Origin of the sequence: Haloarcula sp. CBA1127, from assembly GCF_001485575.1 — an archaeon.
In the GTDB taxonomy this organism is placed as follows: Archaea; Halobacteriota; Halobacteria; order Halobacteriales; family Haloarculaceae; genus Haloarcula.
Window position 1 is genome coordinate 2364514 of record NZ_BCNB01000006.1, and the last position, 20825, is coordinate 2385338.

Here is a 20825-nt window from a genome sequence, read left to right on the forward strand (position 1 = left end):
GTCACGGACGACGCCGGCCGGGACCGCCCGGTCCACCGGGTCCGCCTGGGCCGCCGCCACCGCCGAACTGTATCTGGCCAGGCATCCGGGTCTGCCCCTTGATTCTCTGGCCGTACCAGAGCCCGATGACGAGGCCGATGAGGTGAGCGAGGTGGGCGATATTGCCGCCGAGCAGTCCTGCGCCTCCAATGCTAAACGTCCCAGCGATGCTCAGAAGGAAGTAGAAGCCAGTGATGGCCCAGATTGGTACCGGGATCAGGAAGTACAGGTAGACGCGCAGATCCGGCTTCAACACGGTCAGGAATGCCATGATAGCCAGTGCAGCCCCGCTGGCCCCGACGACGCCGTAAGCGGGGCCGCTCAGGAACATCTGGAGACCAACCTGACCGAGGCCCGCCAGCGCACCGGATACGAGGAAGAAGATCGCGAACTTCTTCGACCCGATCTGCTGCTCGACGATCCGGCCGAAGAAGTAGATGATAATCCCGTTCCCGAAGATATGGAACAGACCCCCTCGTGCATGAGAGAATATTGATGTAAACCAGGTCCAGACGTACTCAGGGTTGTTTGGGTGGAGGACGAACAGCGCTTGGTGGACCTGCTCGCCAAACGCGAGCGTTACGACGTGTTGTGAGATAAAGACGATACCCATAATCGCCAGGAACAGGTACGTGACGTTCCCCCGGAAGTACGCCAGCGGCCCGCCGGGCCCGGTGTCGATACCGAACCGGTCGGCGACACCGCCGCTCCCGGAGGTCTGGCCAGTATCTACACTCTCGTCGAACCCGCTGTCGAACACGCCGCCCGGATCGCTCCAGTTGTCCAGTCCGGGGCAATCGTGGGCCTCGGGAAGCCGGTGTTCCGCACAGTAGGTTCCCCCACAGTGCCCACACTGGTACGGCATGTTCTCCTGCTTTCCACAGGCATCGCACTCCGACATTGTACTACGATACGTGTGGGCGGTGGAAAGGGATTGTGCTTACAGTGGGCCAGCCACTGGCAGACCGCTATGATACTGCGATGTCTGAGCTAGTAGTATCAAAAGGCGGCACACAGCAGCCAAACGGCGACTCACTCGCCAGCGTCGGGGTTGCTTTCAGCGTCTCGGAGCACACCGATCCACGCCGGTTCGCCATCGTACTCAATGGACCCGCCGGACACCTCGATGGTACGCGTTTCCCCGTCGGCCTGTCGGCCCTCAAACTCCGAATGGAACGTTTCGAGCTCGTCTGAGTCCGCTGCTCGGAGTGACTCGGGAAGTCGGTCGCCGTCGCCCTTTGCCGTGAGGAGAGCCGGGGATTCGTCGATGAGATCACTCTGGTCATAGCCGAAAATGTTGGCCAGCTTCTGGTTCACGTAGACAAACGCCCCGTCCTGAATGATACAGACGCCCGCGAGCTCCTGTTCGACGAGCCGTTGGTACCACGAAAGGGCGTTCCAGAACCGCTGCTCGGTACGATGTTGCTCAACGGCATTCTCGATTCGGTTGGCGAGAACATCGTATGTGTCTGACCGGCCTCCCTTCTGCATATAGTCGGTAACGCCCGACGCGATTGCCTCGCTCGCAATTTCCTCGCTGCCCTTGCCAGTGAACAGAATAAATGGGATATCCTGATACTGCTCGCGGACGAGTTCCAGAAACTCCAGCCCATCAGTGTTCGGCATATCGTAGTCGCTGACGACACAGTCGACCTGCTCGGTCCGGAGGAAATCAAGCGCGGCGACGGCGCTGGTCTTGGTCACGACATTGAAGTCGTCGTTGATGCGTTCGAGGTACACTTCGACTAGCTCACCAACCTGTGGATCGTCGTCGACGTGCAACACGGTACACTGCTGGGACTGCTCGACCTTTGCCAGCGGAATCGGGACCTCTGTCCGCATTTCATCGCGTCGGTCAACTGATTCAGTTCGGAGAAGTGGTGTATGTCGCGTTGCCGCGCGTCGACTACCGCTGATGGCTGCGCTGGAGAGTTCCACTGTCTTGTCTCCGAGTCGCCACTGTTCCTCAGAAGCCATCTTTCCCCCCGGTGCTGCCGACAAAGCCACCAGTGATCATCAATTGCATCAAGAAAGTAGCGACCGTTGTATACATCGACCACCCTACGTCCGACAACCGAAGCGAGCCAGTGGGACGTCTATATTTCGGATGGTTATCAGTTAATTCCCACTCATACATTAATACACAACCCTGATTATCAGTTACATACCTGCCTACTAAACGTTACTGATGGGGGGGGGGTATCGCTGGCGTTTTCTCATCCGTACATACGAGCCGCGCGTGTAATTTTTCCACTAGACACGCGATTTAAGCCTTGCATAAGTTGATTTCTAGATTTATCTTTTAATTCTATGCTTAATACAATATATAATATGTAGGTACTTTTCAAATAAATTTAATTATCTCCCTGCCATCATCCAAATTGTATCATGTCAGATACCACAATGCGCGAATACCTCGCAGAGCACCCAAAAATGGCCGGCGCACTCTTCACCCTCCTGATGCTACTGTCACAGGCAGGGACTGCAGCAGCAGCTAACAACAGTTCGTACATCGGTCCCTAATTTCAGAGGGAATAAAAGACGATTCAGTTTAGCCAACAGAGTTTCGACTGAGAGTTATAGTACTCTTTTCTCAGGTGACCTCTGTTAAATCAATAGACCTGCTCCAATGCAGTTCGTCCTCAACCTGCACAGGGACTTCCTGTTTAAGAAGGAAATCCTCCATTTCTGTCTTATTGAGTATAAGTGGACCAATCTTGCCGGATGACAGGTGATGATAAGAATGGTTTTCTATTAGAGGCATAGTAATTGTCCCTAATCCGTCGACATCAGTGGGATACATGTTGATGTATAGCTCGAACTGCGCCTCACGAGGGCTTATTTCCAGCATATTTGGCGTTCCTCCCTCTGACTGCGTCACAGTAACACCGCCGTCACCGACAACAATGTACTGCCCACCGAGAATGCTCTCACCGCGTGCGATACTAAGCGCCGCCCGGAGTGGGAACCCACAGTTCAACAGTCGGGCAACTGCCTCGCCGATGCGAACCGCGCCGTCGTTCAGGACTTCGTTGAGCGTGACGATGCCGGCGATGGCACCCTTTTCGACGAGGGCGAGGCCCTGATTGTACGAGTTACAGGCGTTCAACAGGAACGTGTCGATGCCGATTGAATCGACCGTCGTCACGTCAAGTTTGCCGTCGGAGCAGACGAAGCCGTCGTGTTCGGTGTGGCCGATATAGTGGAAGAACTCCGCGTCGGTCGTGAGGACCGTTCTGAGTTCTGCCGTCGTCAGGTTGTCGTGGACCGTGACATCAAACGGCAGGTCGTCGCGGGTGCCGTACACTTCGTCGACGAGCTGTCGTTCCTCGTCCATCCGAGCGTCGTTCTGGACGACGCGAAACGTAATATCCTCGGCGTTCGTATCGCGGTCGAGTCGGTGTTCAAACGCCGCTTTGGTCAGCTTGCTCGCACCGATGGGGATGCTGTCCCCGATCCAGGCCTGTTCGAGTGAGTCGTGGGCCTGTGGCTCGACGTAGTCCGTCTCGGCTGTGGCGGTGCCAGCGTCGGAGCTCGCGGCACGAGTGATGACATCGTCGCGGGTGAACTCGGCCTCGGCCTCCGCCGGAACGCTCGCCTGGTTCAGCCGCTGTTGCTGGTGCGTTCGGACGATAGCGAGGTCATCGACGACGTACGGGAGCTGTTCCGCGTTCGCCGGCACCGGGTCGATGTGCGTTGTCAGCCGCCACTTCGGGATGTGGTCCTCAATAACGTCGTACGGGACCTGCAGATAGGTGGCGACCTGCTCCGCTAGCGGTTGCTGGTACAGCGACTGGAAGTCGAGGTCGACGTAGGGCTCGATAGCTGCTCGCTCGTGCAAGTCGATCTGGTGGAACCCCTCAGTGCGTGTGACACAATCGAGGAAGAACAGCCGTTTGAGCGTCCGCCCGACCTCGGATTCGAAGCCTCGTGCGGTGTCGAGTGAGTACGTGAATCCGCTGTCGGTTACGAGTCGTGGCTCAGATGCGGGAGCAAGTGAGGCTCCGAGGTAGTACGAAAGCGGCGCGGCGACGAAGATAGACGCGAGATCGGGCGGGAGTTCGAGCGTGACACCGGTATCCGGACTGTCGATCTCCCCCGGGATGTCCAGCGTATCACCGATCTCAAGTGCTGGCGGGTGGCCGCGAAGTGTCGGATAGGAGCGCTCCGGATCGTGGGCCTTGAGCGCCGACCCAAAGGTTTCGACCGCGGCCATTACGTCCGCCGGTTGCTCAGTCGTCGTGACCGTGGCCGCCGGGCGGTCGTGCTGTGAGCGAGCGCCGATGAGCAGATCGGTCGGACTGTCGAACTCGATTCGAGTCCGGTCTGAGTCGACGGTGACCTCTACCGCGGTGTCCTCGACCCGCATATACGTCTTGATCTGCGTCAGCGGGTCTAGCACGTAGTCATCCGCCGGCAGCGTCTCCGACTCGAACTGGGCAACCTCGGCGGCTATCGCTCCGTCGTCGTCACGGACGTACACCATGACCACCGTCGGTAGTTCGATAGCGCGCGTCCGTATCCGGACAGCGTCCCCGACGGGATACTGAAACACGTCGGTCTCCGCCTCTCTGAGGGCGATTGGGGTCGGCGTGTGTATCCGGTAGCGCTGGCGCTCGATCTGATCAATAACCGCAAGTCCAGGGCAGTCGTCAAGCGGTTCGAACGTTAGAGTCATGTAATAAGCGAGGGGGACAGTATTACTCTCGTACAATGAGAACGGCAGAAACCATCAAAAAGATATCGCCGACTTCGTTCTCAATCAGTCGGGGCCGCTCACGAGGGTCGCCTGAAGCAGGGCGTTGAACGGGTACACGTAGGTGGCGCGACACAGGCACCGCCGTGCAAACCTCGGTGACCGATGGGCGAAGCGGGTAAGGGCAACCCGGTCTAACATCTGGTAGTGAAAGAGTTCGAGCGCAAACAGTTGCTGGAGCGCATCGAACGCGACAGCGCGACCGTCGGTGCAAACATTCCCGATGAAATCACCGTGCAGGGCGAGGGGATCGAACTCCAGTCGTTCGTCTTCGAAATCAAGCGTCGGGAGACAATTCCGCGGGGCGAGCGCGAGCGCGTCGAGCAAGCGAAAAAGAACCTGCGGCGCGAGCGTCTCCAGCGCAAACAACGGATTGAGGACAACGAAGTGAGCTACGAGCGCGGCGAGGAACTTGCCACGGCCATTATCGGCATCGACCGGGCGCTCAACGCCCTCGAACAGCTCGGTGCGGCCAACATCGAGCAGGAAGCGCAGGCACAGGAGACGGCTGACAGGAAACGCTGGATGAAGTTCCTGCAGAAAGCGCTTGGACACGAGGACGCGGACTCCGGCACGGGTCGTGCCGGACGGAGCTACTAATATGAGCCGGAACGACGAAATCGCAACACTGCTCGAAGAGTTCGCCGACCTGTTGGACGCTAAAGGCGTCGAGTACAAGCCCCGGGCCTACCGCCGGGCGGCCGAGAACATCAGGGACTTCCCCGGCGCAATCGAGGGGCTGGCCGCCGAGGGCGAGGATAGCGTCGGTGAAATAGACGCCGTCGGCGACGCCATTTCTTCGAAGGTGGTCGAATACGTCGAGACCGGCGAAATCGAGGAGCTAACCGAACTCCGCGAGGAGCTTCCCGTCGAGATGGACGCACTCACAGCGGTCGAGGGCGTGGGGCCGAAATCCGTTGGCTCGCTGCACGAGGCGCTGGGCATCACCACCCTTGATGAACTGGAAGCCGCCGCCGAGGCCGGCGAGATACAGGCGGTGTCGGGCTTCGGTGCAAAGACGGAGCAGAACATCCTCGACAACATCGACTTCGCTCGTGAGGCCCACGAGCGGTCGCTGCTCGGCGAGGCCCGGCCGTACGGTGACCGGATTCGGAGTTACATGGCCGCCGGTGACGCCGTGACCGAGTGCGCGCTCGGCGGCTCGATTCGCCGCTGGCGGCCGACTATCGGCGACGTGGACGTGCTCGTCGGGAGTACCGACCCCGAGGCCGTCGTCGAGTGGTTCACTGACTGGGACGGGCTCGACCGGGTTATCGAGTCCGGCGAGACGAAAGCGAGCGCCTACGCGGACGACGTGCGGGTCGACCTTCGAATCGTCGACCCATCGGAGTTCGGTGCGGCGCTGCAGTATTTCACCGGGAGCAAGGACCACAACGTGGCGGTCCGCAACCGCGCGATCGAGCAGGACCTGAAAGTCAACGAGTACGGTGTTTTCGATGTCGAGGGCGTCGAAGACGATGACCAGCGGGCTGGCGAACTGGTGGCCAGCGAAACCGAGGAAGCGGTGTACGACGCCCTAGGCATGGACTGGGTCCCGCCGGAACTCCGCGAAAACCGCGGCGAAGTCGAGGCTGCCGCGGACGGGTCGCTGCCTGACCTCCTCGCCGAAGGCGAGGTCCGTGGTGACCTCCATACCCACACGAACTGGTCGGACGGCAGCAACAGTATCACGGAGATGGTTGAGGGTGCCGCCGACTTCGGCCACGACTACCTCGCCGTCACGGACCACGCGACGGGGCCGGGGATGGTCGGCGGCGTCGGCGTCCCGGACGAGAGGCTCCGCGAGCAGATCAGCGAAGTCGAATCGGTCGCCGCAGACGCCGACATCGACGTATTCACCGGCGTTGAAGCGAACATCGCAGCGGACGGCAGCATCTCGGTCGCCGACGACCTGCTGGCAGAGCTGGATATCGTGGTCGCCTCGCCACACGCCGCGCTGGACGGGGACGGCACAGACCGCCTTGTCGCGGCCGCACAGCACCCCGAGGTAAACGTCATCGGCCACCCGACGGGGCGCTATCTGAACCGTCGAGAAGGGCTGGACGTGGATGTGGAGCAGCTCGCATCTGTCGCTGCCGACAACGACACGGCGCTGGAAATAAACGCCAACCCCGCCCGGCTAGACCTCGGTGGCGGCGCGGTCAAGCAGTCCATCGAGGCCGGGGCGACAATCGCCATCAACACGGACGCACATAGCCCGGGTAACTTCGAACTCCTGCGCTACGGCGTCCACACGGCGCGTCGAGGGTGGGCCGAGACGGACAACGTACTGAACACCCGCGACGCCGAGGGCCTCCAAGAGTTCCTCGATGCCTGAGAACACACCCAGCGACCGGCTCGCGCTCGATGCGATGCTCGGCAAACTCGCCACCTATCTGCGGATGTGTGGCTACGACACGGCCTACGCGCTGGACCGGGACGCCGAGGCTGATGACGACCTCCTCGCTATAGCGGAACATGAGGACCGACTGGTGATTACTCGGGACAGCGACCTCGCCGCCCGCGCATCCGAGAGCGTGCTCCTCAGTGAGCGAGAGATTGCGGACCAGTTGCGAGAACTCGCCGACGCCGGCTTCCGCCTCTCGCTGGCTCCCGAGCCGGGCTACTGTGGCGTCTGCAACGGGCCGGTCGAGGCGGTCGACCCGGTAGAACCGACGCCGGAGTACGCACCGAGTGCAGGTGACGAGCGGGTCTGGCGCTGTACGGACTGTGGGCAGCACTTCTGGAAAGGGAGCCATTGGGCGTCAGTCAAAGCGACGCTGGAAGACCTATAGAAGACAGACAGTTAGCGGGCGTCGCTACAGTTCTTCAGCGACAGCGACGGCCTCGTCGGTCGTCCCCTCGACAACCACGCCGGTCGTGACATCATCCTCGGTCCAGTAGACCACAGCCCTGTCGTCACGTTCGATTGCGGTCGCGTTCTGGCCGTTCACTTGCACCGCTGTCCCGTTCTCCGCATCGTCCAGATAGCTCGATGCGCCGGTCGCGGTCAGAACCGTCACGTTCTCGCCATCAGCGTCGTACTGCTGAGCGACGGCCGTACTCTCGGGCCGGCTGATGTACCGGGCTTCTTCGAAGGTCCCGTTCTCGTACTCTGGCAGGTCCAGGTCCGTCGCGGACTGTGCTGCGTCGTAGGTGTCGTACGTTTCGACGGTTGTAACGGCCACCCGGTCGGCTGGCGGGGCGAACTGGCTGTCGTCGATGCTGACGTTGAAGTTCGTCTCCTCGACGGTGAGTTCCGTCCGGTTCGTCCCGTCGTCAGTGGTCATCTTGTGGACGCGGTAGTCCTCAGTATTGACCCACAGCGTCGTATTCGGCGCGTCGATGCTCTCGTTGGTCGGTTCGAGGTCGAGAACGTACGTCGATTCGCCGTTGACCTCCTCAGTCCCCCGGAGCGTCGCAGTGACGTTCTCCTCGGGAACCGGGTCGGCGGTGTCATTCATCGCCACGGACTCCTCGGTCAGTTCGCGGGCATACGACTGGTTCTCGCCGACCGCCCAGACGACGGTCCCGTTCGTCCCCATCTCGTAGGACCGGTTCTCACTCGTGACGGCGGCCCACGTTTTGTTCGGTTCAGCGGCGGCGTACTCCACCGCCGCAGTCTTCGACGCCGAGTCGTTCGTAACGGTCACTGTCGCGGTCCCGGTAATCGTCTCGGCCGCGTCGTAGCGCTGCTCGGTCTCGTCGAGCACGTCGTCGCCGGATGGCTGCCCCATCTGCTCGAAGCCGGAAACGCCGGCGACTGCCCCCACAGCCAGCAGTCCGATGGTGACAAACACAGCGACGATAGCCAGTCTCCGTCCGGTATCGGCTGTCATTGTCCGAGCTTAGGACTGGAGTGGTAAGTGGGTTGCTCCTGTCACAGCGCGGACTACTATGACAGAGGGCGAACCCCTCATTGCCGTCCAGTCCGTACGCGTGGCCGTGAGCGAGTCAGCGAACACGACCGTCCGCGTCGATGGCGTCAGCAAGCAGTACGACCTCGGCGGGACGGTGACGGCGCTGGACGACGTGAGTTTGGACCTGTCGGCGGGGTCGTACACGGCGGTCATGGGGCCGAGCGGCTCCGGAAAGAGCACGCTATTGAATCTCATCGGCGGGCTGGACACGCCGTCGTCGGGGCAGGTCGTGGTCAACGGACAGGACGTTTCGGCGGCCAGCGAAGCCGAGCGGGCCGACATCCGCGGGACCGAGGTCGGCTTTGTCTTCCAGACGTTCAACCTCATGCCGCGGCTGTCCGCGGTGGAGAACGTCGCCCTTCCGCTCGTTTTCGACGGCTGGGACCGCGCCCGTCGCCGCGAGCGGGCGAGGTCGCTCCTCTCTGAGGTTGGACTCGGCGACCGCACCGACCACGTCCCCTCGGAACTCAGCGGCGGCCAGCGCCAGCGGGTCGCCATCGCCCGTGCGCTGTCGACCGACCCGGCGTTGATTCTCGCCGACGAGCCCACCGGCAACGTCGACACGGACACCGGTGCACAGATACTCGACCTGTTCGATGACCTCCACGCGGCGGGCAACACGTTCCTGCTGGTGACCCACGAGCGGCACGTCGCCGAGCGGGCGGAGCGAATCGTCCACGTCGAAGACGGCCACATCCAGTCCGTCGAGGATGTCTCCGGAGGCGAGCACTAATGGACACCAGTGAGAGCGTGCGCATCACGCTCCGGTCCATCAGGGCGCACAAGCTCCGGTCGGCGCTGACGGTCGTCGGCGTCGTCATCGGCATCGCGTCAGTCATCACGTTCGCCACGTTCGGGGCCAGTGTCGAGGCCGAAATCGTCGGCGACATCGAGACGTCGAACGCGGGCAACATCTACGTGTTCGGAACCCCGTCCGGCGATGACGACTTCGACCGGACCCTCCAGCCGGTGTTTACCGAGCACGACATTCAGCAATTGGAGGGGATCGCGGGAGTAGAGGCAGTGCTCCCGCGTGGTCTCGTCCAGACGCAGTCGGTACGGCACGGGAATCAAACGCTTGCTAGACAGCAGGTCACAGCGACGCGGCCGGCCAGTTTCACGCCGGGAGTCCTCGTCGAGGGGCGCTCTTTCGAAACCGAGGAGGATGCCGTCGTTGTCAACGAACGCATGGCCGGCTCGTTCTCCGAGAACCTCACCACCGGTGAGCGCCTCACGATGACGATGCCGGACGGGAGCGAGCGGAACGTTACCGTCGTCGGCGTCGTCAACGGGACCCGCGGAGAAGTCCCGGTTAGCGAGTTCGCCCGCCAGCCCCGGGTGTACGTTCCTATCGACTCCTTCTATGAGTCGGTCGTTGAGAGCCCGTCGGCAGGCGTGCGGCAGCGCGCGTATCCGCAGGTGACCCTCGTCGTCGACCCGCGAGAGATTCCGGAGACGCAGTCGGCGATTCAGACGTACCTCTCCGGTGAGTCCGACGCGCGGTCACTCTCGGCTGATGACACGGAGCTGGTCGCCCGGTCCGGAAACGACTTTGTCGAGGAGATCAGCGACGTCATCGAGCGCATCACGCGCTTCGTCACCGGCATCGCCGTCATCGCGCTCGTCGTCGGCGCTATCGGCATCGCCAACGTGATGCTCGTCAGCGTCACCGAGCGGACCCGCGAAATCGGCATTATGAAAGCTGTCGGTGCGCGCAACCGTGACGTGATGCAGGTGTTCCTCGTCGAGGCCGCACTGCTTGGGACGATTGGCTCGCTGCTCGGCGTCCCGCTCGGACTGCTCGTCGGCTACGGCGCGACCCGGTACGCCGAAGTGACGTTCTCGCTCGCACCGCTGTGGATGGCGCTGGCGGTCGGCGTCGGCGTGCTGGTCGGCGTCGTCGCCGGCCTCTACCCGGCGTGGCGAGCGGCGCGGGTCGACCCCATCGACGCACTCAGGCACGAGTGAGCCCTACCCGGATTCAGAACACCGAAATACGTGGTCGTCGTACCGACGCGCCATGACCCTCTCGGAGGAGGCCCGCGAGCGGCTCGGCGACATCGTCGAACTCCAGCCGACGAAAAACGGCGAGCTACAGGAGCGCTGGGACATGGACAGCGGGAGCGAGGTCCACCAGTACCTCGAAGCCGAACTCAAGGAGTACTACTACCGCAACGACAACAGCCTCATTTGTGCGACACCGGAGGCGACGACGCTCATCGACGGGGAGGACTCTGAACGGATACAGACGGTGACAGTCACCTCACTCCAGCAGGCTGTCGTCGACGTGATCGCCGGGCCGGACGAGGAGAGCCAGAGCGTCGTCGCCGTGTTACACGCCCTCCGCGAGGTCGGCGAGGACCGGGATACCGACGACGTTCGTTCTGCGCTCCGGAGCCTCGCAGACAAGGGTATCGTGGAAACAGTCGAGAAGACCGTCCCGACGTTCAGGCTGGCCGTTCCGCGCGACGAGCTAGATATTGAGCTGTCCGAGGAGTGAGGGCGGACCGCGGTGTCGGTCAGCTACTCTGACAGCCCCGGCCGCTGGCGGCGTCGTCGCCGCGCTAACAACCGCTTTATTGCCTTGCCCGGCCCGCCGTCGAGCGGCCAGTCCATCGACCGCCACGTCGGGGGTTCCGGCTCGTAGGACGGACACTGCCCCCGACACTCCGCCGCTGTCGGGAGACGCCCCTTCGCGGCGCAGTGTGGATACACGCCAGTCTCGTCGGTACTGAGCTGGAAGTGCCTGCAATCAGGGCGCATCGTGTTCGCGTACGCACGCCACCCGCGAGCATACGCCCGCTCAGCGATGGCGAGACGCCGCTCGTGCTTCCAGTCGGTGTCCACGTACTCGAACCGGGCGGCGCTGGTGTCATCGTCTGGTCGGTCCAGAATTCGCGTTCCAGGGTCGTCGACTGACAGCGACCGCGGTTGCCAGGCCGTCTCAGCTGTGCCGGATTCTGGGTCGACCGTCAACACACCGGCGGCTGCTGGCAGGTCCGCCAGCAGGATCGGTTCCACGCGCTCGTCGGTCGCCGCCGTCGCAACCCACACCTCGTCGGCCAGCGACAGCGCGATGTCCCGCTCCAGTTGTGGGATGAGGTTCCTTGCGGCGCTGGCCGTCAGATCGGGCTTGTTCTCGATGGCGACGACCCGCCGGAGCCAGTCCGGATAGGGACGTACCCGACGAATTTCGATCCGGTTGCCGCGCTTGCGGGTCTCGATGGCATCGCGGTCAGCTGCCTCGTGAATCGACTCTCGGACGTACCGCCACGGGTAGCCCGGGTCAGGGAGCGCATCGCGATAGTAGGTCCAGTCGGCCGGCGCGTTCCGAAGGACGTGCAAGAGGTCTGAGTCGAACGACTCTGCCCCAAATTTCGCCCGCTCCCGGAGTCCATCGCGATCGCACTCCAGTACAATCGTATCCCAGCGGCGGTGTTTCGTCCCGAACTGTCTGGCAACCAGTACGGCCGCGTCGTCGGACGGCGACCACGCTCGCTCGGCCCACTGGCAGACAGACAGCTCGAAGGCGAACTCGGAGTCCGGGTTGGCTCCACTACTCAATGTCACGTGCCTCGAAAAAGTAGTCGGCCGCGTAAGAACTGCAGGGTTAGACCGACGTGGTCGGGCCTGTTACCTGCTGTGCAGTCTTGTTCGTCTGACTTGCGAACGCCGTTCCGAACATACGGAACACGGCAACCTGCCCGTAGTAGGTAACAAACGGAACGAGGACGAGCCCGATGACGGTAAACGCCAGAATGTTGCTGATGATGTTCGTGATGATGCCGACGACAATCGGCATCAGGACTGCGATGAAGTAGTCGCTCGTGAGGACGACGTTTTTCAGCAGCGAGAAGTCGAACGCAGCGCCGAGGCTGCCTTCAACCGCCATATTGGCGAGCGCTGCCGGGACAATGTAGTACACGAGGAACATTACCGGAATCAGAAGGAGAATTGTCATGAATCCGAAGCCAGCGAGGATTCCGCCACCGGAGTTACCAGCAGCGCCACCCAGTCCAAGGAGGACGCTGCCGATACCGAAGATGGCGACTATGGGTACGATAGAGTACACGAGACCGACGATACTGAACTTGATTCCGTCGATGATGAGCTCGCCCCAGTCGTCCCATGCAGGTGGCTCGGATTCACCCTCAACGGTCGTTCCGATCACGCGAAGCAAATAGCCGTTGAACGCGAACACTGGTATCAACAGGAAAAAGAACACCAGCAGTACGCCGCCGATCAACATCTGCGCTATCCAACTGTCGCCTTGCATTGGGTACGATAGTCCGTCTTCTAACATTTTGGATGCCTCTTTGCAAACTGTAATCTTATCCTATTTAAAAATACTGTTAGTATTGAGGCAAATACTATTTATATAATATATTATCGGAAGAAACTAACTTAGCAACGGCTGATATCGGGGAAAACGAAGATTAGATTACATATAACGGTGCTCGGTCGAGTATTCTACCACGGAAAGTGAGCTTAAACTGTCATCTTATATGACACTTTGGAAAGGCTGTGTTCCTCGGAGAGTTCGCCCGACTCGGCCATCAAGCGAAGGCAGAGCTACCGCTAACCAGAGCGCCTCGTCGGTGCGCATGAGTACGGTTGAGTGCCGCCCGCGCTACCCTACTCCTCGTCTTCGTCGCGCTCGTCGAGGAACCCGTGTGCCTGTTCGAGTATCTCGCGGGGGCCGTCCTGCGTGACCGTGTTGATGGCCTGCTCGTAGTCGCGCCACTGCAGGTCGCGGTGTTCTGTGGACAGTTCGGCTGACGCTTCGAACGATTTCGCGACGAACAGGTGGACCGTCTTGTGGATGGTGTTGCCGTTCGCCTCGAACACGTAGTCGTAGTCTTCGCGGAACCCGTCTAAAAGCCGGAAATCGCCGATTCCGGCCTCCTCTTTCACTTCGCGTATGGCGGTCTGCTGGAGTTCTTCCTCGCCCTCGACGCCGCCCTTGGGGAACTCCCAATCGCCGGGTCGGCTCTTGAGCAGGAGGTACTCCCGCCGGCCACGCGTATCGCGAAAGAGGATGGCTCCCGCGCTCGTGGCCTCTATCATTATCGGATTTTATGACACCGCTACTTAAGAGAATATCGGAGACACAACGGAAACAGATGGCCTTTTGTCACTCGCGGCTGAGTGTTCGTCCACAGATGCCTTTCGTCACGACGCTTACCTTCACCAGTGGGGACCGACACCGCCTCGAAGACACTGTCACAGAGATCAAACAGAGCGCCGAGCAAAAGGGGGTTGAACTCAAGGGCCCGCATCCCAAGCAGCCACAGGAACTGCGGATTCCACAGTCGAAAACGCTGGGACCGGACGGTGGCCGCTTCGAGTCCTGGAACCACACCGTCTACACCCGAACGATAGAGATTGTCGGGTACGAGGAGTTCGCCCGGAACGTTACCCAGCGAACGTTCCCGAACGCCATCCACGTCGAGGCCGGCGTGGAACAGCGGACGCAGGTCGGCAGCGGATCGTAGGGTCGGGGAGCTGTCGTTTGCTCCTGTGGTTTCTTATAAGTAACTGTGCCCCGTTTCGCCGGCATGAACGAGTCTCAACAGGAGCGGCTCAGGTCTGTCCGGCGCGACCTGCACAGCTATCCCGAACCCGCGTGGCGGGAGTTCTACACCACCAGTTGCATCGTCGACGAACTCGAACGGATAGGGGTCGACCAGTTGCATCTCGGTCAGGATGTCGTGGACGGCGACGCACGGATGGCAGTCCCCGACGCCGATGAACTCGAAGACTGGCAACGGAAGGCCCGTGACGCTGGTGCCCGCGAAGACGTGCTGGAGGCCGCCGACGGGGGATTCACCGGTGCCCTCGCTGTGCTCGAACAGGGCGAGGGACCGACCGTCGCGCTCAGAGTCGACATCGATGCGCTGCCGATAACGGAGGCAGACAGCGTGGCACACGCCCCGGCGACAGCGGAGTTCCGTTCAACGAACGAGGGGTATATGCACGCCTGCGGGCACGACGCCCACGCGACGATTGGCCTTGGCGTGTTGGAGGCAGTGAAAGAGAGCGATTTCCGCGGAACGTTCAAAATCGTCTTTCAGCCGGCCGAAGAGGTCATCGGCGGCGGCAAGGCCGTCGCCGAGAGCGGTCATCTGGACGACGTGGACCACTTGCTGGCGATACACATCGGTCTCGACCATCCGACCGGGGAAATTGTCGCCGGCATCGGTGGCTTCCTCGCCGTTCGGCAGTTCAAAGCGACCTTCACCGGTGAGACAGCGCACGCTGGAGGACATCCAGCACAGGGACGGGACGCTGTACAGGCCCTGGCGACCGCCGTACAGAACCTCCATGCGATTCGCCGGCACGGTGACGGCGCGACGCGTGTCAACGCTGGCGTTGTCGAGGGCGGCACAGCGACGAATATTGTCCCCGGAGAAGCGACGCTGGAAGGCGAGGTCCGCGGCGAAACGACGCCACTCAAGGAGTACATGAGCGAGCGGGCGGACGCCGTTATGTCGTCCGCGGCCGAGATGCACGACTGTGAGGTCGATATCGAGACAACCGCAGAAGCGCCGAGTGCGGTGAGCGACGATGCGCTCGCGGGTGTGGTGTACGACGCGGCGGACTCAGTTTCCGGCGTCACCAGCCGTCTCCGGACTGATGACCTCGGCGGAAGCGAGGACGCGACCTACCTGATGGACCGCGTCCAGAACCACGGCGGAACGGCGACGTTCGTCGGTATCGGGACTGACCACCCCGGCGGCCACCACACGCCCCTGTTCGATGTCGATGAAGACTCGCTGACTATCGGCATCGATGTCGTCACCGAAGCGATCAGCCAACTGAACGGCTGAATACGCTACGGTGCTTCCCAGCTGGCAAGCTGAATAGATTTGCCGCTGTCCGGCGACTTCCAGTTCAGCGTGACTGCCGCATCTGAGAGATCGAGCGTACTCCTCGAAAAGGTCACTCGTGACCCGGCCGTGATTTTCGAACCGGCCGCCGGCGCGCCACCGATGCTTGTGAAATCGTGCTGACCGTTGACGCCTGAAGCACCGCTAGCCCCGCTAACGGTGATGTACAGATTCCCAGCCTGAATCGAGTCACCGCTCCGGTGCTCGATTGTCAGGCTATCGGGACTTCCAGATTCGTACTCGAATGTAAACGCCGCCTGTGGCGCGTTTTGACCGAGACTCCCCGAACCGAAATCGAGGAAGAACGTCGCTGCTGTCGCTGCCAGCAGCACTGTTATTGCAACCATTAGAATGACACCTACAACTGGTGAGACTGCACTATCGTCGGATTTGAATCTGCGTGCTAGCATGATTGACCCCCACTCGGGCGACGGCCGACACGCTGTCTCCGTCTCGGTGACCCCCCGGTCGACCGACCCCAGTGTGACTTCATTTTGACGTCATGTTGTTGAATAATAAAACTTGTTGTTCAGAACTATAGTTCACTAATTAATCAGTCATTATCCAGATTGCTATCCAAAACGATGGCTCTGCCACTGACAAGGCGTGCAAATATATCAGAACCAATCGAAAACGCAACGAACTGCCGAATCAGTACTTCGGCTCTGCGCCAGTGACTTCGTAGATATCGTCCATAATCGAATCGCGCTTGCGTTGCCAGGCCTCGAAGCCGCTGCGGTCACTGGGGTAGGACTCGTAGTGCTCCAGCAGCCGGTCGGCGGCCTTTTTTGTCTGGTAGAGGTCGCGGATAGTCCCGAGGTGGCCGATGCTCTTGACGGCCATCTTGAGTTTGAGCCCAAGCCCGATGCTGGTCGAGCCGCCGTACAGCGCCTCGGCGAGCTTCTCGCCGGGCAGCGCAGCCAGCAGCGCCATCAGGTCGTCGACGTCGTAGGCGGTGGTGAAGATGTTGTACACGTCAAGCGCCGCGTACCGGGCGCCGAAGTGGTCCATCACGCGCTCGTTATATTCCCAGAGCGCGGCTTCGTCGTCCGTCCGGCCGGATTCGATAGCCTCGATGGCCTGCTCAGCGGCATAGGTCCCGGCGTAGGCCGCCCCGGCGATTCCGCCACCGGTTGTCGGGTTAACGTGCCCGGCAGCGTCGCCGACAGCCATGAATCCGGGCGCAACAGCGGAGTCGTATGGCCGGCGCGTCGGCAGTGCAGCGCCGAGTTTGTCCTGTACCTCCGCGCCCTCGAACTCGCTTCGGCCCTGAAGATCGCGTTTGAGGTCGTCGACCAGTTCCATCGGCTCCTCGTTCATCTGGAAGCCGAGGCCGGCGTTGATTTCCGTGTCCGTGCGCGGGAAGTACCAGAGGTAGCCGGCGGAGCGCTCGGTTGGCTTGAACACGAGCGCGTCGTCCCATTCGACCGGCTCATCAACTTCGATTATCTCGCGGTATGCCGAACAAAACTGCGAGTACTGGACGTTCGTATCGAAGGTCGCGGCTTCGAGGTCGGTCTTGTCCTGCAGAATCGACAGCGCGCCGGCCCCATCGATGACCATGTCTCCCTCGTATGTAACAGGGTCGCCTTTCCGCATGGCTTTCACGCCAGTCACACGGCCACTATCGTCCTGTAACACGTCCTGAACCACCGTATCGTAGTGGAACTCCACACCGCTGTCGTTTGCGCCCTCGATAAGACAGCGACCGTACTCCCAGCGGTCGATGACGGCGAGTTCGCCTGGGACGGGAATTTCGAGGACAGTGTCCTCCTGCGGTATCTCGAACCGGCCGTGGTCGACATCCGTATTGGTAAACGCCGGTTCGAGCTGGGACTTGGGAATCGCCTCGGGGAAGTCGCTGGCTCCTTTCAGTGCGTCCCCGCAGGCGATATGGCCTGCCTCGGTCTCGTCTTTGCGCTCCACGACGACGACGTCGTAGCCCGCATCCGCGACGGTCGCAGCGGCGTAACAGCCGGATGTCCCGGCCCCGACGACGACAACGTCCACGGAAACGGTCCGTGCCGTCGCCGACTCTCCGCCGGCGTTGCCGTCCTGGTGTGTGGTCATGCACTCTCGTCCTGCCCGGAGAGAGAAAATTATTCCGCTACGGGTTTCAGACGGACTGCTGGAACTATCTCTCGCGCTGAACGGCCGACTGCGGGTGCTTGGTACAGCATTGACGGACAGCAGTCCGTTTCGCTCCGTGACAGCGGTGATAAAGAGTTTTGCTGGGGGGTATCAAATGGCCGAGCATGACCGAGCATACGGTGACATTTGTGGGGACGGGCGAGGAGATCACCGTCTCCGAGAAGGAGACGATTCTCTCGCGGTGTATCGAGGAGGGTATCGCACAGGAGTACTCCTGCCGCGTGGGGATGTGCTTGGCCTGTTCAGCCGAAATCGTCGAGGGGTCGGTTACCCAGCCTGCCGCCCGTGGACTGACCGACCGGGAACGGGAGAACTACGCACTGACCTGCATGGCGCGCCCGCAGTCGGACCTGAAACTCGACCGGGGAAAGTACCCGCCCAGTATTGAAGCGGATGTCAGTCCAGAGGACGGCGACCCCACACCTGCGGACGACTAGTAGGCACTGGATACTGCTAACATATGGCCTGCTAGAAGGTCTGTAAATACCTTTAACATACGCCTTAGATGTGGCCTGATATAGAGCGGTCAAACCGCGAATGAAGGACAGGTCATATAAGCAAGTGGCCCCTATGGTGTAGTGACTACAGCGTCAGCGGACGGCCTTCGACGACTGATACACGCTTCCCCAACCATGACCAGCCGCGTATACAGACTTCACTCGACACTTGAACTGCCACTGGAAGACGCCTATGATTTCTTCGAGGATCCGGACCTTCCACCTGAAATCGCTGACATCGACATCACCCGTCGAAATAATACGCTAATCGTCAGCGCCGTCGCCAAGGACGACTCCATGAGCAAGTACACCCCGACGGCCCAGCTCAAGGCTAGCGTCACGGAGAACCGGGTGTACGAGGAGGACCCCGACGAGATGGGTCCACCCGGGGCCGCGAGTACTGGAAGCTCCGGCGGTGGCCCCCAGTGGGGCGCACTCGAAGAGGAAGAAGAAGAGATCGAGTCCGAACTCGTCGAGTACGCCTGTTTCAAGGGTGACCGCGAGACTGTGCTCCAGAACACCGCACTCCAGTACGCGATGTTCGAGGTCCTGTGTGAGGTCGCGAAAGTCGCTGAAAAGGGCACGCTGACGGCGATTGCCGCGGTTGACGAGGAACTAACGGCTGTTCGGATTGTCGATGGGGAGGAACGACCTGCTGCGATCAACGTTGCAGAGGAACCCCGCGACGGCGAGGAAGAAGAGGGCGTCAACTGGCGCGACAACGAGTTCATCTCGTAACGCGCGTAGTCCGGTCACGGATTCAATTTTGCCGAGCCGTAGCTCAACACTGGTAGCGGACAGTCCGCGCCGCTATGCTGGTGTGATGCCTGAGAGATCAGTGTCTGTAAACCGTGACGCAATTTCGATTGTGAGGTTCGCTTCGATGTAGGCCGCAATCACGATGAGCACGGCGGCCGTCGCAAGCAGCCAGCCGGCTTCCCGGAGATCCTGTCCGGTGACCAGTTCGTCCGTGCGGCCGCGGATGTACTGTATCGTGCGCCATCCGAACCGCAGTCCGACGGCGGCGACGATGAGCAGTGCGGGGATCTCGATGAGGCCGTGTGGGACGATGAGCGCGGCAACGACGACGGGCGAGACCTGCTTGAGTGCGATGCCGACGACGACCCCGATGAGCAGGCCGTTCAAGACGAGCGAGAGCACCGTCATCGAACCAAGCGAAATAGCACCGAGTGCCATCACGAGCAACGCACCGAGGTTGTTAATCGTCAGTGAGAGCGTCGTTAGCTCTGCCGGCATAAAGGGATTCTCGCCGGTCGTTCCGGGGTTCTGAAGCCATTCGGCGGGGACCTGACTGCCGAGCCCGTAGCCGAGCAGGACACTGGCTATCAGTAGCAACGCGGCCACGGGGACATAATGCAACAGCCAGCGGTGAAAGAGACGGGCTGGGAGGCTTGGGCGGTCGTCCATACCACACCTTTCGGACCGGCAGCAAAAAACCCGAGTGACCTACCGGGCGTCCGCAGTTTTATTTGCCACCGCCTCACACACCTGTCTATCATCCAAAAAGTACTTGGCATTCGTAATTATATCTCATTACACTATGTCCGAATCAGCAGAGTTCCCGGACTATCTGGACGTTGATTACACTGACGGGGAGGGCGAAGACCCCGAAGAGTACCCGACTGTCAACCACAAGATCGAGAAGGCTATCGAGGTCACGAAGACCGGCCTCGAAGAGTACGAGAACCCTGTCGTGATGTGGACCGGCGGCAAGGACTCGACGCTGACGCTGTACTTCGTCAAGGAAGTCGCCGAGCGCTTCGACCTCGAAGTACCGCCGGTTGTCTTCATCGACCACTACCAGCACTTCGACGAACTCATCGACTTCGTTGAGCACTGGGCTGACGAGTGGGACCTCGATGTCATCTGGGCTCGCAACGAAGACGTTGGCAACTACGTTGACGAGAACGGTCTCGAACCGGGTGATGACATCCCTGTCGATGAACTCTCCGAGCACAACCAGCACCACATTCGGAACATCCTCGAATACGAGGAGGACACGTTCCCGTTCCTGCTTGACACCTACGTCGGCAACCACCTCCTGAAGACGGTGGCGCTCAACGACACTATCGAGGAGCACGATGTCGATGGCATCCTCTCCGGCATCCGCTGGGACGAGCAGGAGTCCCGCGCCGACGAGACGTTCTTCTCGCCGCGTCACGACCCGGACATCTACCCGCCACACGACCGCATCCAGTCGATTCTCCAGTTCGCGGAAGCCGACGTGTGGGAAGCCTTCTGGAACTTCGTCGTCCCGGACACGGTCGAAGGCTACCCGGACGACGGCTACGTCCCGCAGGGTCAGGACGACCTGCCCGAGGGCATCGAGAAGGAAGACGTGCCGGTCTCGCCGAAGTACTTCGCCGGGTTCCGCTCGCTCGGGAGCGAGGTCAGCACTGACAAGTCCGCCGAAGAGCCCGCCTGGCTGCAGGACATGGCGAACACGACCGAGCGCGCTGGCCGCGCCCAAGACAAGGAAGACCTGATGGAGCGCCTGCGCGACCTCGGCTACATGTAAACGGCCACGGAACGACGCCGATTCCGTACCGTT

Annotated in this window: 22 protein-coding genes; 12 read left to right on the forward strand and 10 right to left on the reverse strand. The window is 61.1% G+C overall.

Features of this window, described 5'->3' with window-relative positions; translation table 11 throughout:
* Nucleotide 1 precedes the first annotated feature (1 nt).
* Both AV059_RS16475 and AV059_RS16480 read right to left on the reverse strand, forming a co-directional pair.
* Nucleotides 2–940 carry a rhomboid family intramembrane serine protease gene (locus AV059_RS16475; protein ID WP_058996168.1) on the reverse strand — a complete coding sequence of 313 codons (939 nt, stop codon included), beginning with the start codon at nucleotides 938–940 and terminating at the stop codon, nucleotides 2–4.
* Nucleotides 941–1071: 131 nt separating this feature from the next.
* The gene (locus AV059_RS16480) at nucleotides 1072–2016 is read right to left on the reverse strand and encodes a response regulator (RefSeq protein ID WP_058996170.1); all 945 of its coding nucleotides are present in this window, start codon (nucleotides 2014–2016) and stop codon (nucleotides 1072–1074) included.
* Nucleotides 2017–2427: 411 nt separating this feature from the next.
* On the opposite strand from AV059_RS16480, the gene AV059_RS23025 reads away from it, so the two are divergent.
* Nucleotides 2428–2562: a hypothetical protein gene (locus AV059_RS23025; RefSeq protein WP_023843239.1), complete on the forward strand. Its 135-nt coding sequence runs from the start codon at nucleotides 2428–2430 to the stop codon at nucleotides 2560–2562.
* Between the two features lie 70 nt (nucleotides 2563–2632).
* Here AV059_RS23025 and AV059_RS16485 read toward each other — a convergent pair whose 3' ends face one another.
* Nucleotides 2633–4717 carry a caspase family protein gene (locus tag AV059_RS16485; protein WP_058996172.1) on the reverse strand — a complete coding sequence of 695 codons (2085 nt, stop codon included), beginning with the start codon at nucleotides 4715–4717 and terminating at the stop codon, nucleotides 2633–2635.
* A 225-nt stretch (nucleotides 4718–4942) separates the two neighbouring features.
* On the opposite strand from AV059_RS16485, the gene AV059_RS16490 reads away from it, so the two are divergent.
* The 3 genes from AV059_RS16490 to AV059_RS16500 are packed head-to-tail and all read left to right on the forward strand — an operon-like array spanning nucleotide 4943 to nucleotide 7590.
* The gene (locus AV059_RS16490; RefSeq protein WP_058996174.1) at nucleotides 4943–5395 is read left to right on the forward strand and encodes a DUF5788 family protein; all 453 of its coding nucleotides are present in this window, start codon (nucleotides 4943–4945) and stop codon (nucleotides 5393–5395) included.
* Between the two features lies 1 nt (nucleotide 5396).
* Nucleotides 5397–7133 (forward strand): DNA polymerase/3'-5' exonuclease PolX, encoded by a 1737-nt coding sequence (gene polX / locus AV059_RS16495; RefSeq protein WP_058996176.1) that lies wholly within the window; start codon nucleotides 5397–5399, stop codon nucleotides 7131–7133.
* A complete protein-coding gene (locus AV059_RS16500) occupies nucleotides 7126–7590 on the forward strand; it encodes a Mut7-C RNAse domain-containing protein (protein WP_058996178.1) in 465 nt (154 codons plus the stop codon). Before polX ends, AV059_RS16500 begins: the two co-directional genes overlap by 8 nt.
* Nucleotides 7591–7614: 24 nt before the next feature.
* On the opposite strand, the gene AV059_RS16505 is transcribed toward AV059_RS16500, so the two are convergent.
* Complete coding sequence (locus AV059_RS16505) at nucleotides 7615–8634, reverse strand: hypothetical protein (RefSeq protein WP_058996180.1); 1020 nt, start codon at nucleotides 8632–8634, stop codon at nucleotides 7615–7617.
* Nucleotides 8635–8692: 58 nt separating this feature from the next.
* On the opposite strand from AV059_RS16505, the gene AV059_RS16510 reads away from it, so the two are divergent.
* Genes AV059_RS16510 through AV059_RS16520 form a run of 3 tightly spaced genes read left to right on the forward strand, consistent with a single transcriptional unit; the run spans nucleotide 8693 to nucleotide 11215 of the window.
* Nucleotides 8693–9448, forward strand: a complete 756-nt coding sequence (locus AV059_RS16510; protein ID WP_195156667.1) for an ABC transporter ATP-binding protein — start codon at nucleotides 8693–8695, stop codon at nucleotides 9446–9448.
* Nucleotides 9448–10683: an ABC transporter permease gene (locus AV059_RS16515; protein ID WP_058996182.1), complete on the forward strand. Its 1236-nt coding sequence runs from the start codon at nucleotides 9448–9450 to the stop codon at nucleotides 10681–10683. The genes AV059_RS16510 and AV059_RS16515 overlap by 1 nt, the downstream gene beginning before the upstream one ends.
* A gap of 52 nt (nucleotides 10684–10735) precedes the next feature.
* The gene (locus AV059_RS16520) at nucleotides 10736–11215 is read left to right on the forward strand and encodes a DUF5797 family protein (RefSeq protein ID WP_058996184.1); all 480 of its coding nucleotides are present in this window, start codon (nucleotides 10736–10738) and stop codon (nucleotides 11213–11215) included.
* Nucleotides 11216–11238: 23 nt separating this feature from the next.
* Here the strand turns inward: AV059_RS16520 and AV059_RS16525 are convergent, their stop codons facing one another.
* From AV059_RS16525 to AV059_RS16535, 3 genes are all read right to left on the reverse strand, one after another.
* A complete protein-coding gene (locus tag AV059_RS16525; RefSeq protein ID WP_058996186.1) occupies nucleotides 11239–12285 on the reverse strand; it encodes a DUF5787 family protein in 1047 nt (348 codons plus the stop codon).
* A gap of 40 nt (nucleotides 12286–12325) precedes the next feature.
* Nucleotides 12326–12991, reverse strand: coding sequence for a DUF4013 domain-containing protein (locus AV059_RS16530; RefSeq protein ID WP_228841826.1), 666 nt, complete (start codon nucleotides 12989–12991; stop codon nucleotides 12326–12328).
* A gap of 359 nt (nucleotides 12992–13350) precedes the next feature.
* Complete coding sequence (locus tag AV059_RS16535) at nucleotides 13351–13782, reverse strand: bis(5'-nucleosyl)-tetraphosphatase (RefSeq protein WP_195156668.1); 432 nt, start codon at nucleotides 13780–13782, stop codon at nucleotides 13351–13353.
* A 95-nt stretch (nucleotides 13783–13877) separates the two neighbouring features.
* Between AV059_RS16535 and AV059_RS16540 the strand changes: the two genes are divergently transcribed.
* Nucleotides 13878–14210 carry an uS10/mL48 family ribosomal protein gene (locus AV059_RS16540; protein WP_058996189.1) on the forward strand — a complete coding sequence of 111 codons (333 nt, stop codon included), beginning with the start codon at nucleotides 13878–13880 and terminating at the stop codon, nucleotides 14208–14210.
* Between the two features lie 63 nt (nucleotides 14211–14273).
* Nucleotides 14274–15545: an amidohydrolase gene (locus AV059_RS16545; protein ID WP_058996191.1), complete on the forward strand. Its 1272-nt coding sequence runs from the start codon at nucleotides 14274–14276 to the stop codon at nucleotides 15543–15545.
* Nucleotides 15546–15550: 5 nt separating this feature from the next.
* On the opposite strand, the gene AV059_RS16550 is transcribed toward AV059_RS16545, so the two are convergent.
* Nucleotides 15551–16015, reverse strand: coding sequence for a type IV pilin (locus tag AV059_RS16550; protein WP_079990793.1), 465 nt, complete (start codon nucleotides 16013–16015; stop codon nucleotides 15551–15553).
* 241 nt (nucleotides 16016–16256) lie between these two features.
* Nucleotides 16257–17675, reverse strand: a complete 1419-nt coding sequence (locus AV059_RS16555; protein ID WP_058996194.1) for a geranylgeranyl reductase family protein — start codon at nucleotides 17673–17675, stop codon at nucleotides 16257–16259.
* Between the two features lie 185 nt (nucleotides 17676–17860).
* Here AV059_RS16555 and AV059_RS16560 point away from each other — a divergent pair, with 185 nt between their 5' ends.
* On the forward strand, nucleotides 17861–18193 hold the full coding sequence (locus AV059_RS16560; RefSeq protein ID WP_058996196.1) for a 2Fe-2S iron-sulfur cluster-binding protein: 333 nt from the start codon (nucleotides 17861–17863) through the stop codon (nucleotides 18191–18193).
* A 195-nt stretch (nucleotides 18194–18388) separates the two neighbouring features.
* Complete coding sequence (locus tag AV059_RS16565) at nucleotides 18389–18991, forward strand: hypothetical protein (RefSeq protein ID WP_058996198.1); 603 nt, start codon at nucleotides 18389–18391, stop codon at nucleotides 18989–18991.
* 72 nt (nucleotides 18992–19063) lie between these two features.
* Here the strand turns inward: AV059_RS16565 and AV059_RS16570 are convergent, their stop codons facing one another.
* Nucleotides 19064–19681 carry a stage II sporulation protein M gene (locus tag AV059_RS16570; RefSeq protein ID WP_058996200.1) on the reverse strand — a complete coding sequence of 206 codons (618 nt, stop codon included), beginning with the start codon at nucleotides 19679–19681 and terminating at the stop codon, nucleotides 19064–19066.
* Between the two features lie 133 nt (nucleotides 19682–19814).
* On the opposite strand from AV059_RS16570, the gene AV059_RS16575 reads away from it, so the two are divergent.
* Nucleotides 19815–20792 carry a phosphoadenosine phosphosulfate reductase family protein gene (locus AV059_RS16575; RefSeq protein WP_005534748.1) on the forward strand — a complete coding sequence of 326 codons (978 nt, stop codon included), beginning with the start codon at nucleotides 19815–19817 and terminating at the stop codon, nucleotides 20790–20792.
* Nucleotides 20793–20825 lie beyond the last annotated feature (33 nt).

Excerpts from the sequence above, each read along its gene's own strand:
- AV059_RS16475 (WP_058996168.1), bottom strand. The coding sequence starts at position 940 with ATGTCGGAGTGCGATGCCTGTGGAAAGCAGGAGAACATGCCGTACCAG.
- AV059_RS16480 (WP_058996170.1), bottom strand. The coding sequence starts at position 2,016 with ATGGCTTCTGAGGAACAGTGGCGACTCGGAGACAAGACAGTGGAACTC.
- AV059_RS23025 (WP_023843239.1), top strand. The coding sequence starts at position 2,428 with ATGTCAGATACCACAATGCGCGAATACCTCGCAGAGCACCCAAAAATG.
- AV059_RS16485 (WP_058996172.1), bottom strand. The coding sequence starts at position 4,717 with ATGACTCTAACGTTCGAACCGCTTGACGACTGCCCTGGACTTGCGGTT.
- polX (WP_058996176.1), top strand. The coding sequence starts at position 5,397 with ATGAGCCGGAACGACGAAATCGCAACACTGCTCGAAGAGTTCGCCGAC.
- AV059_RS16500 (WP_058996178.1), top strand. The coding sequence starts at position 7,126 with ATGCCTGAGAACACACCCAGCGACCGGCTCGCGCTCGATGCGATGCTC.
- AV059_RS16505 (WP_058996180.1), bottom strand. The coding sequence starts at position 8,634 with ATGACAGCCGATACCGGACGGAGACTGGCTATCGTCGCTGTGTTTGTC.
- AV059_RS16510 (WP_195156667.1), top strand. The coding sequence starts at position 8,693 with ATGACAGAGGGCGAACCCCTCATTGCCGTCCAGTCCGTACGCGTGGCC.
- AV059_RS16515 (WP_058996182.1), top strand. The coding sequence starts at position 9,448 with ATGGACACCAGTGAGAGCGTGCGCATCACGCTCCGGTCCATCAGGGCG.
- AV059_RS16520 (WP_058996184.1), top strand. The coding sequence starts at position 10,736 with ATGACCCTCTCGGAGGAGGCCCGCGAGCGGCTCGGCGACATCGTCGAA.
- AV059_RS16530 (WP_228841826.1), bottom strand. The coding sequence starts at position 12,991 with ATGCAAGGCGACAGTTGGATAGCGCAGATGTTGATCGGCGGCGTACTG.
- AV059_RS16535 (WP_195156668.1), bottom strand. The coding sequence starts at position 13,782 with ATGATAGAGGCCACGAGCGCGGGAGCCATCCTCTTTCGCGATACGCGT.
- AV059_RS16540 (WP_058996189.1), top strand. The coding sequence starts at position 13,878 with ATGCCTTTCGTCACGACGCTTACCTTCACCAGTGGGGACCGACACCGC.
- AV059_RS16545 (WP_058996191.1), top strand. The coding sequence starts at position 14,274 with ATGAACGAGTCTCAACAGGAGCGGCTCAGGTCTGTCCGGCGCGACCTG.
- AV059_RS16550 (WP_079990793.1), bottom strand. The coding sequence starts at position 16,015 with ATGCTAGCACGCAGATTCAAATCCGACGATAGTGCAGTCTCACCAGTT.
- AV059_RS16555 (WP_058996194.1), bottom strand. The coding sequence starts at position 17,675 with ATGACCACACACCAGGACGGCAACGCCGGCGGAGAGTCGGCGACGGCA.
- AV059_RS16560 (WP_058996196.1), top strand. The coding sequence starts at position 17,861 with ATGACCGAGCATACGGTGACATTTGTGGGGACGGGCGAGGAGATCACC.
- AV059_RS16565 (WP_058996198.1), top strand. The coding sequence starts at position 18,389 with ATGACCAGCCGCGTATACAGACTTCACTCGACACTTGAACTGCCACTG.
- AV059_RS16570 (WP_058996200.1), bottom strand. The coding sequence starts at position 19,681 with ATGGACGACCGCCCAAGCCTCCCAGCCCGTCTCTTTCACCGCTGGCTG.
- AV059_RS16575 (WP_005534748.1), top strand. The coding sequence starts at position 19,815 with ATGTCCGAATCAGCAGAGTTCCCGGACTATCTGGACGTTGATTACACT.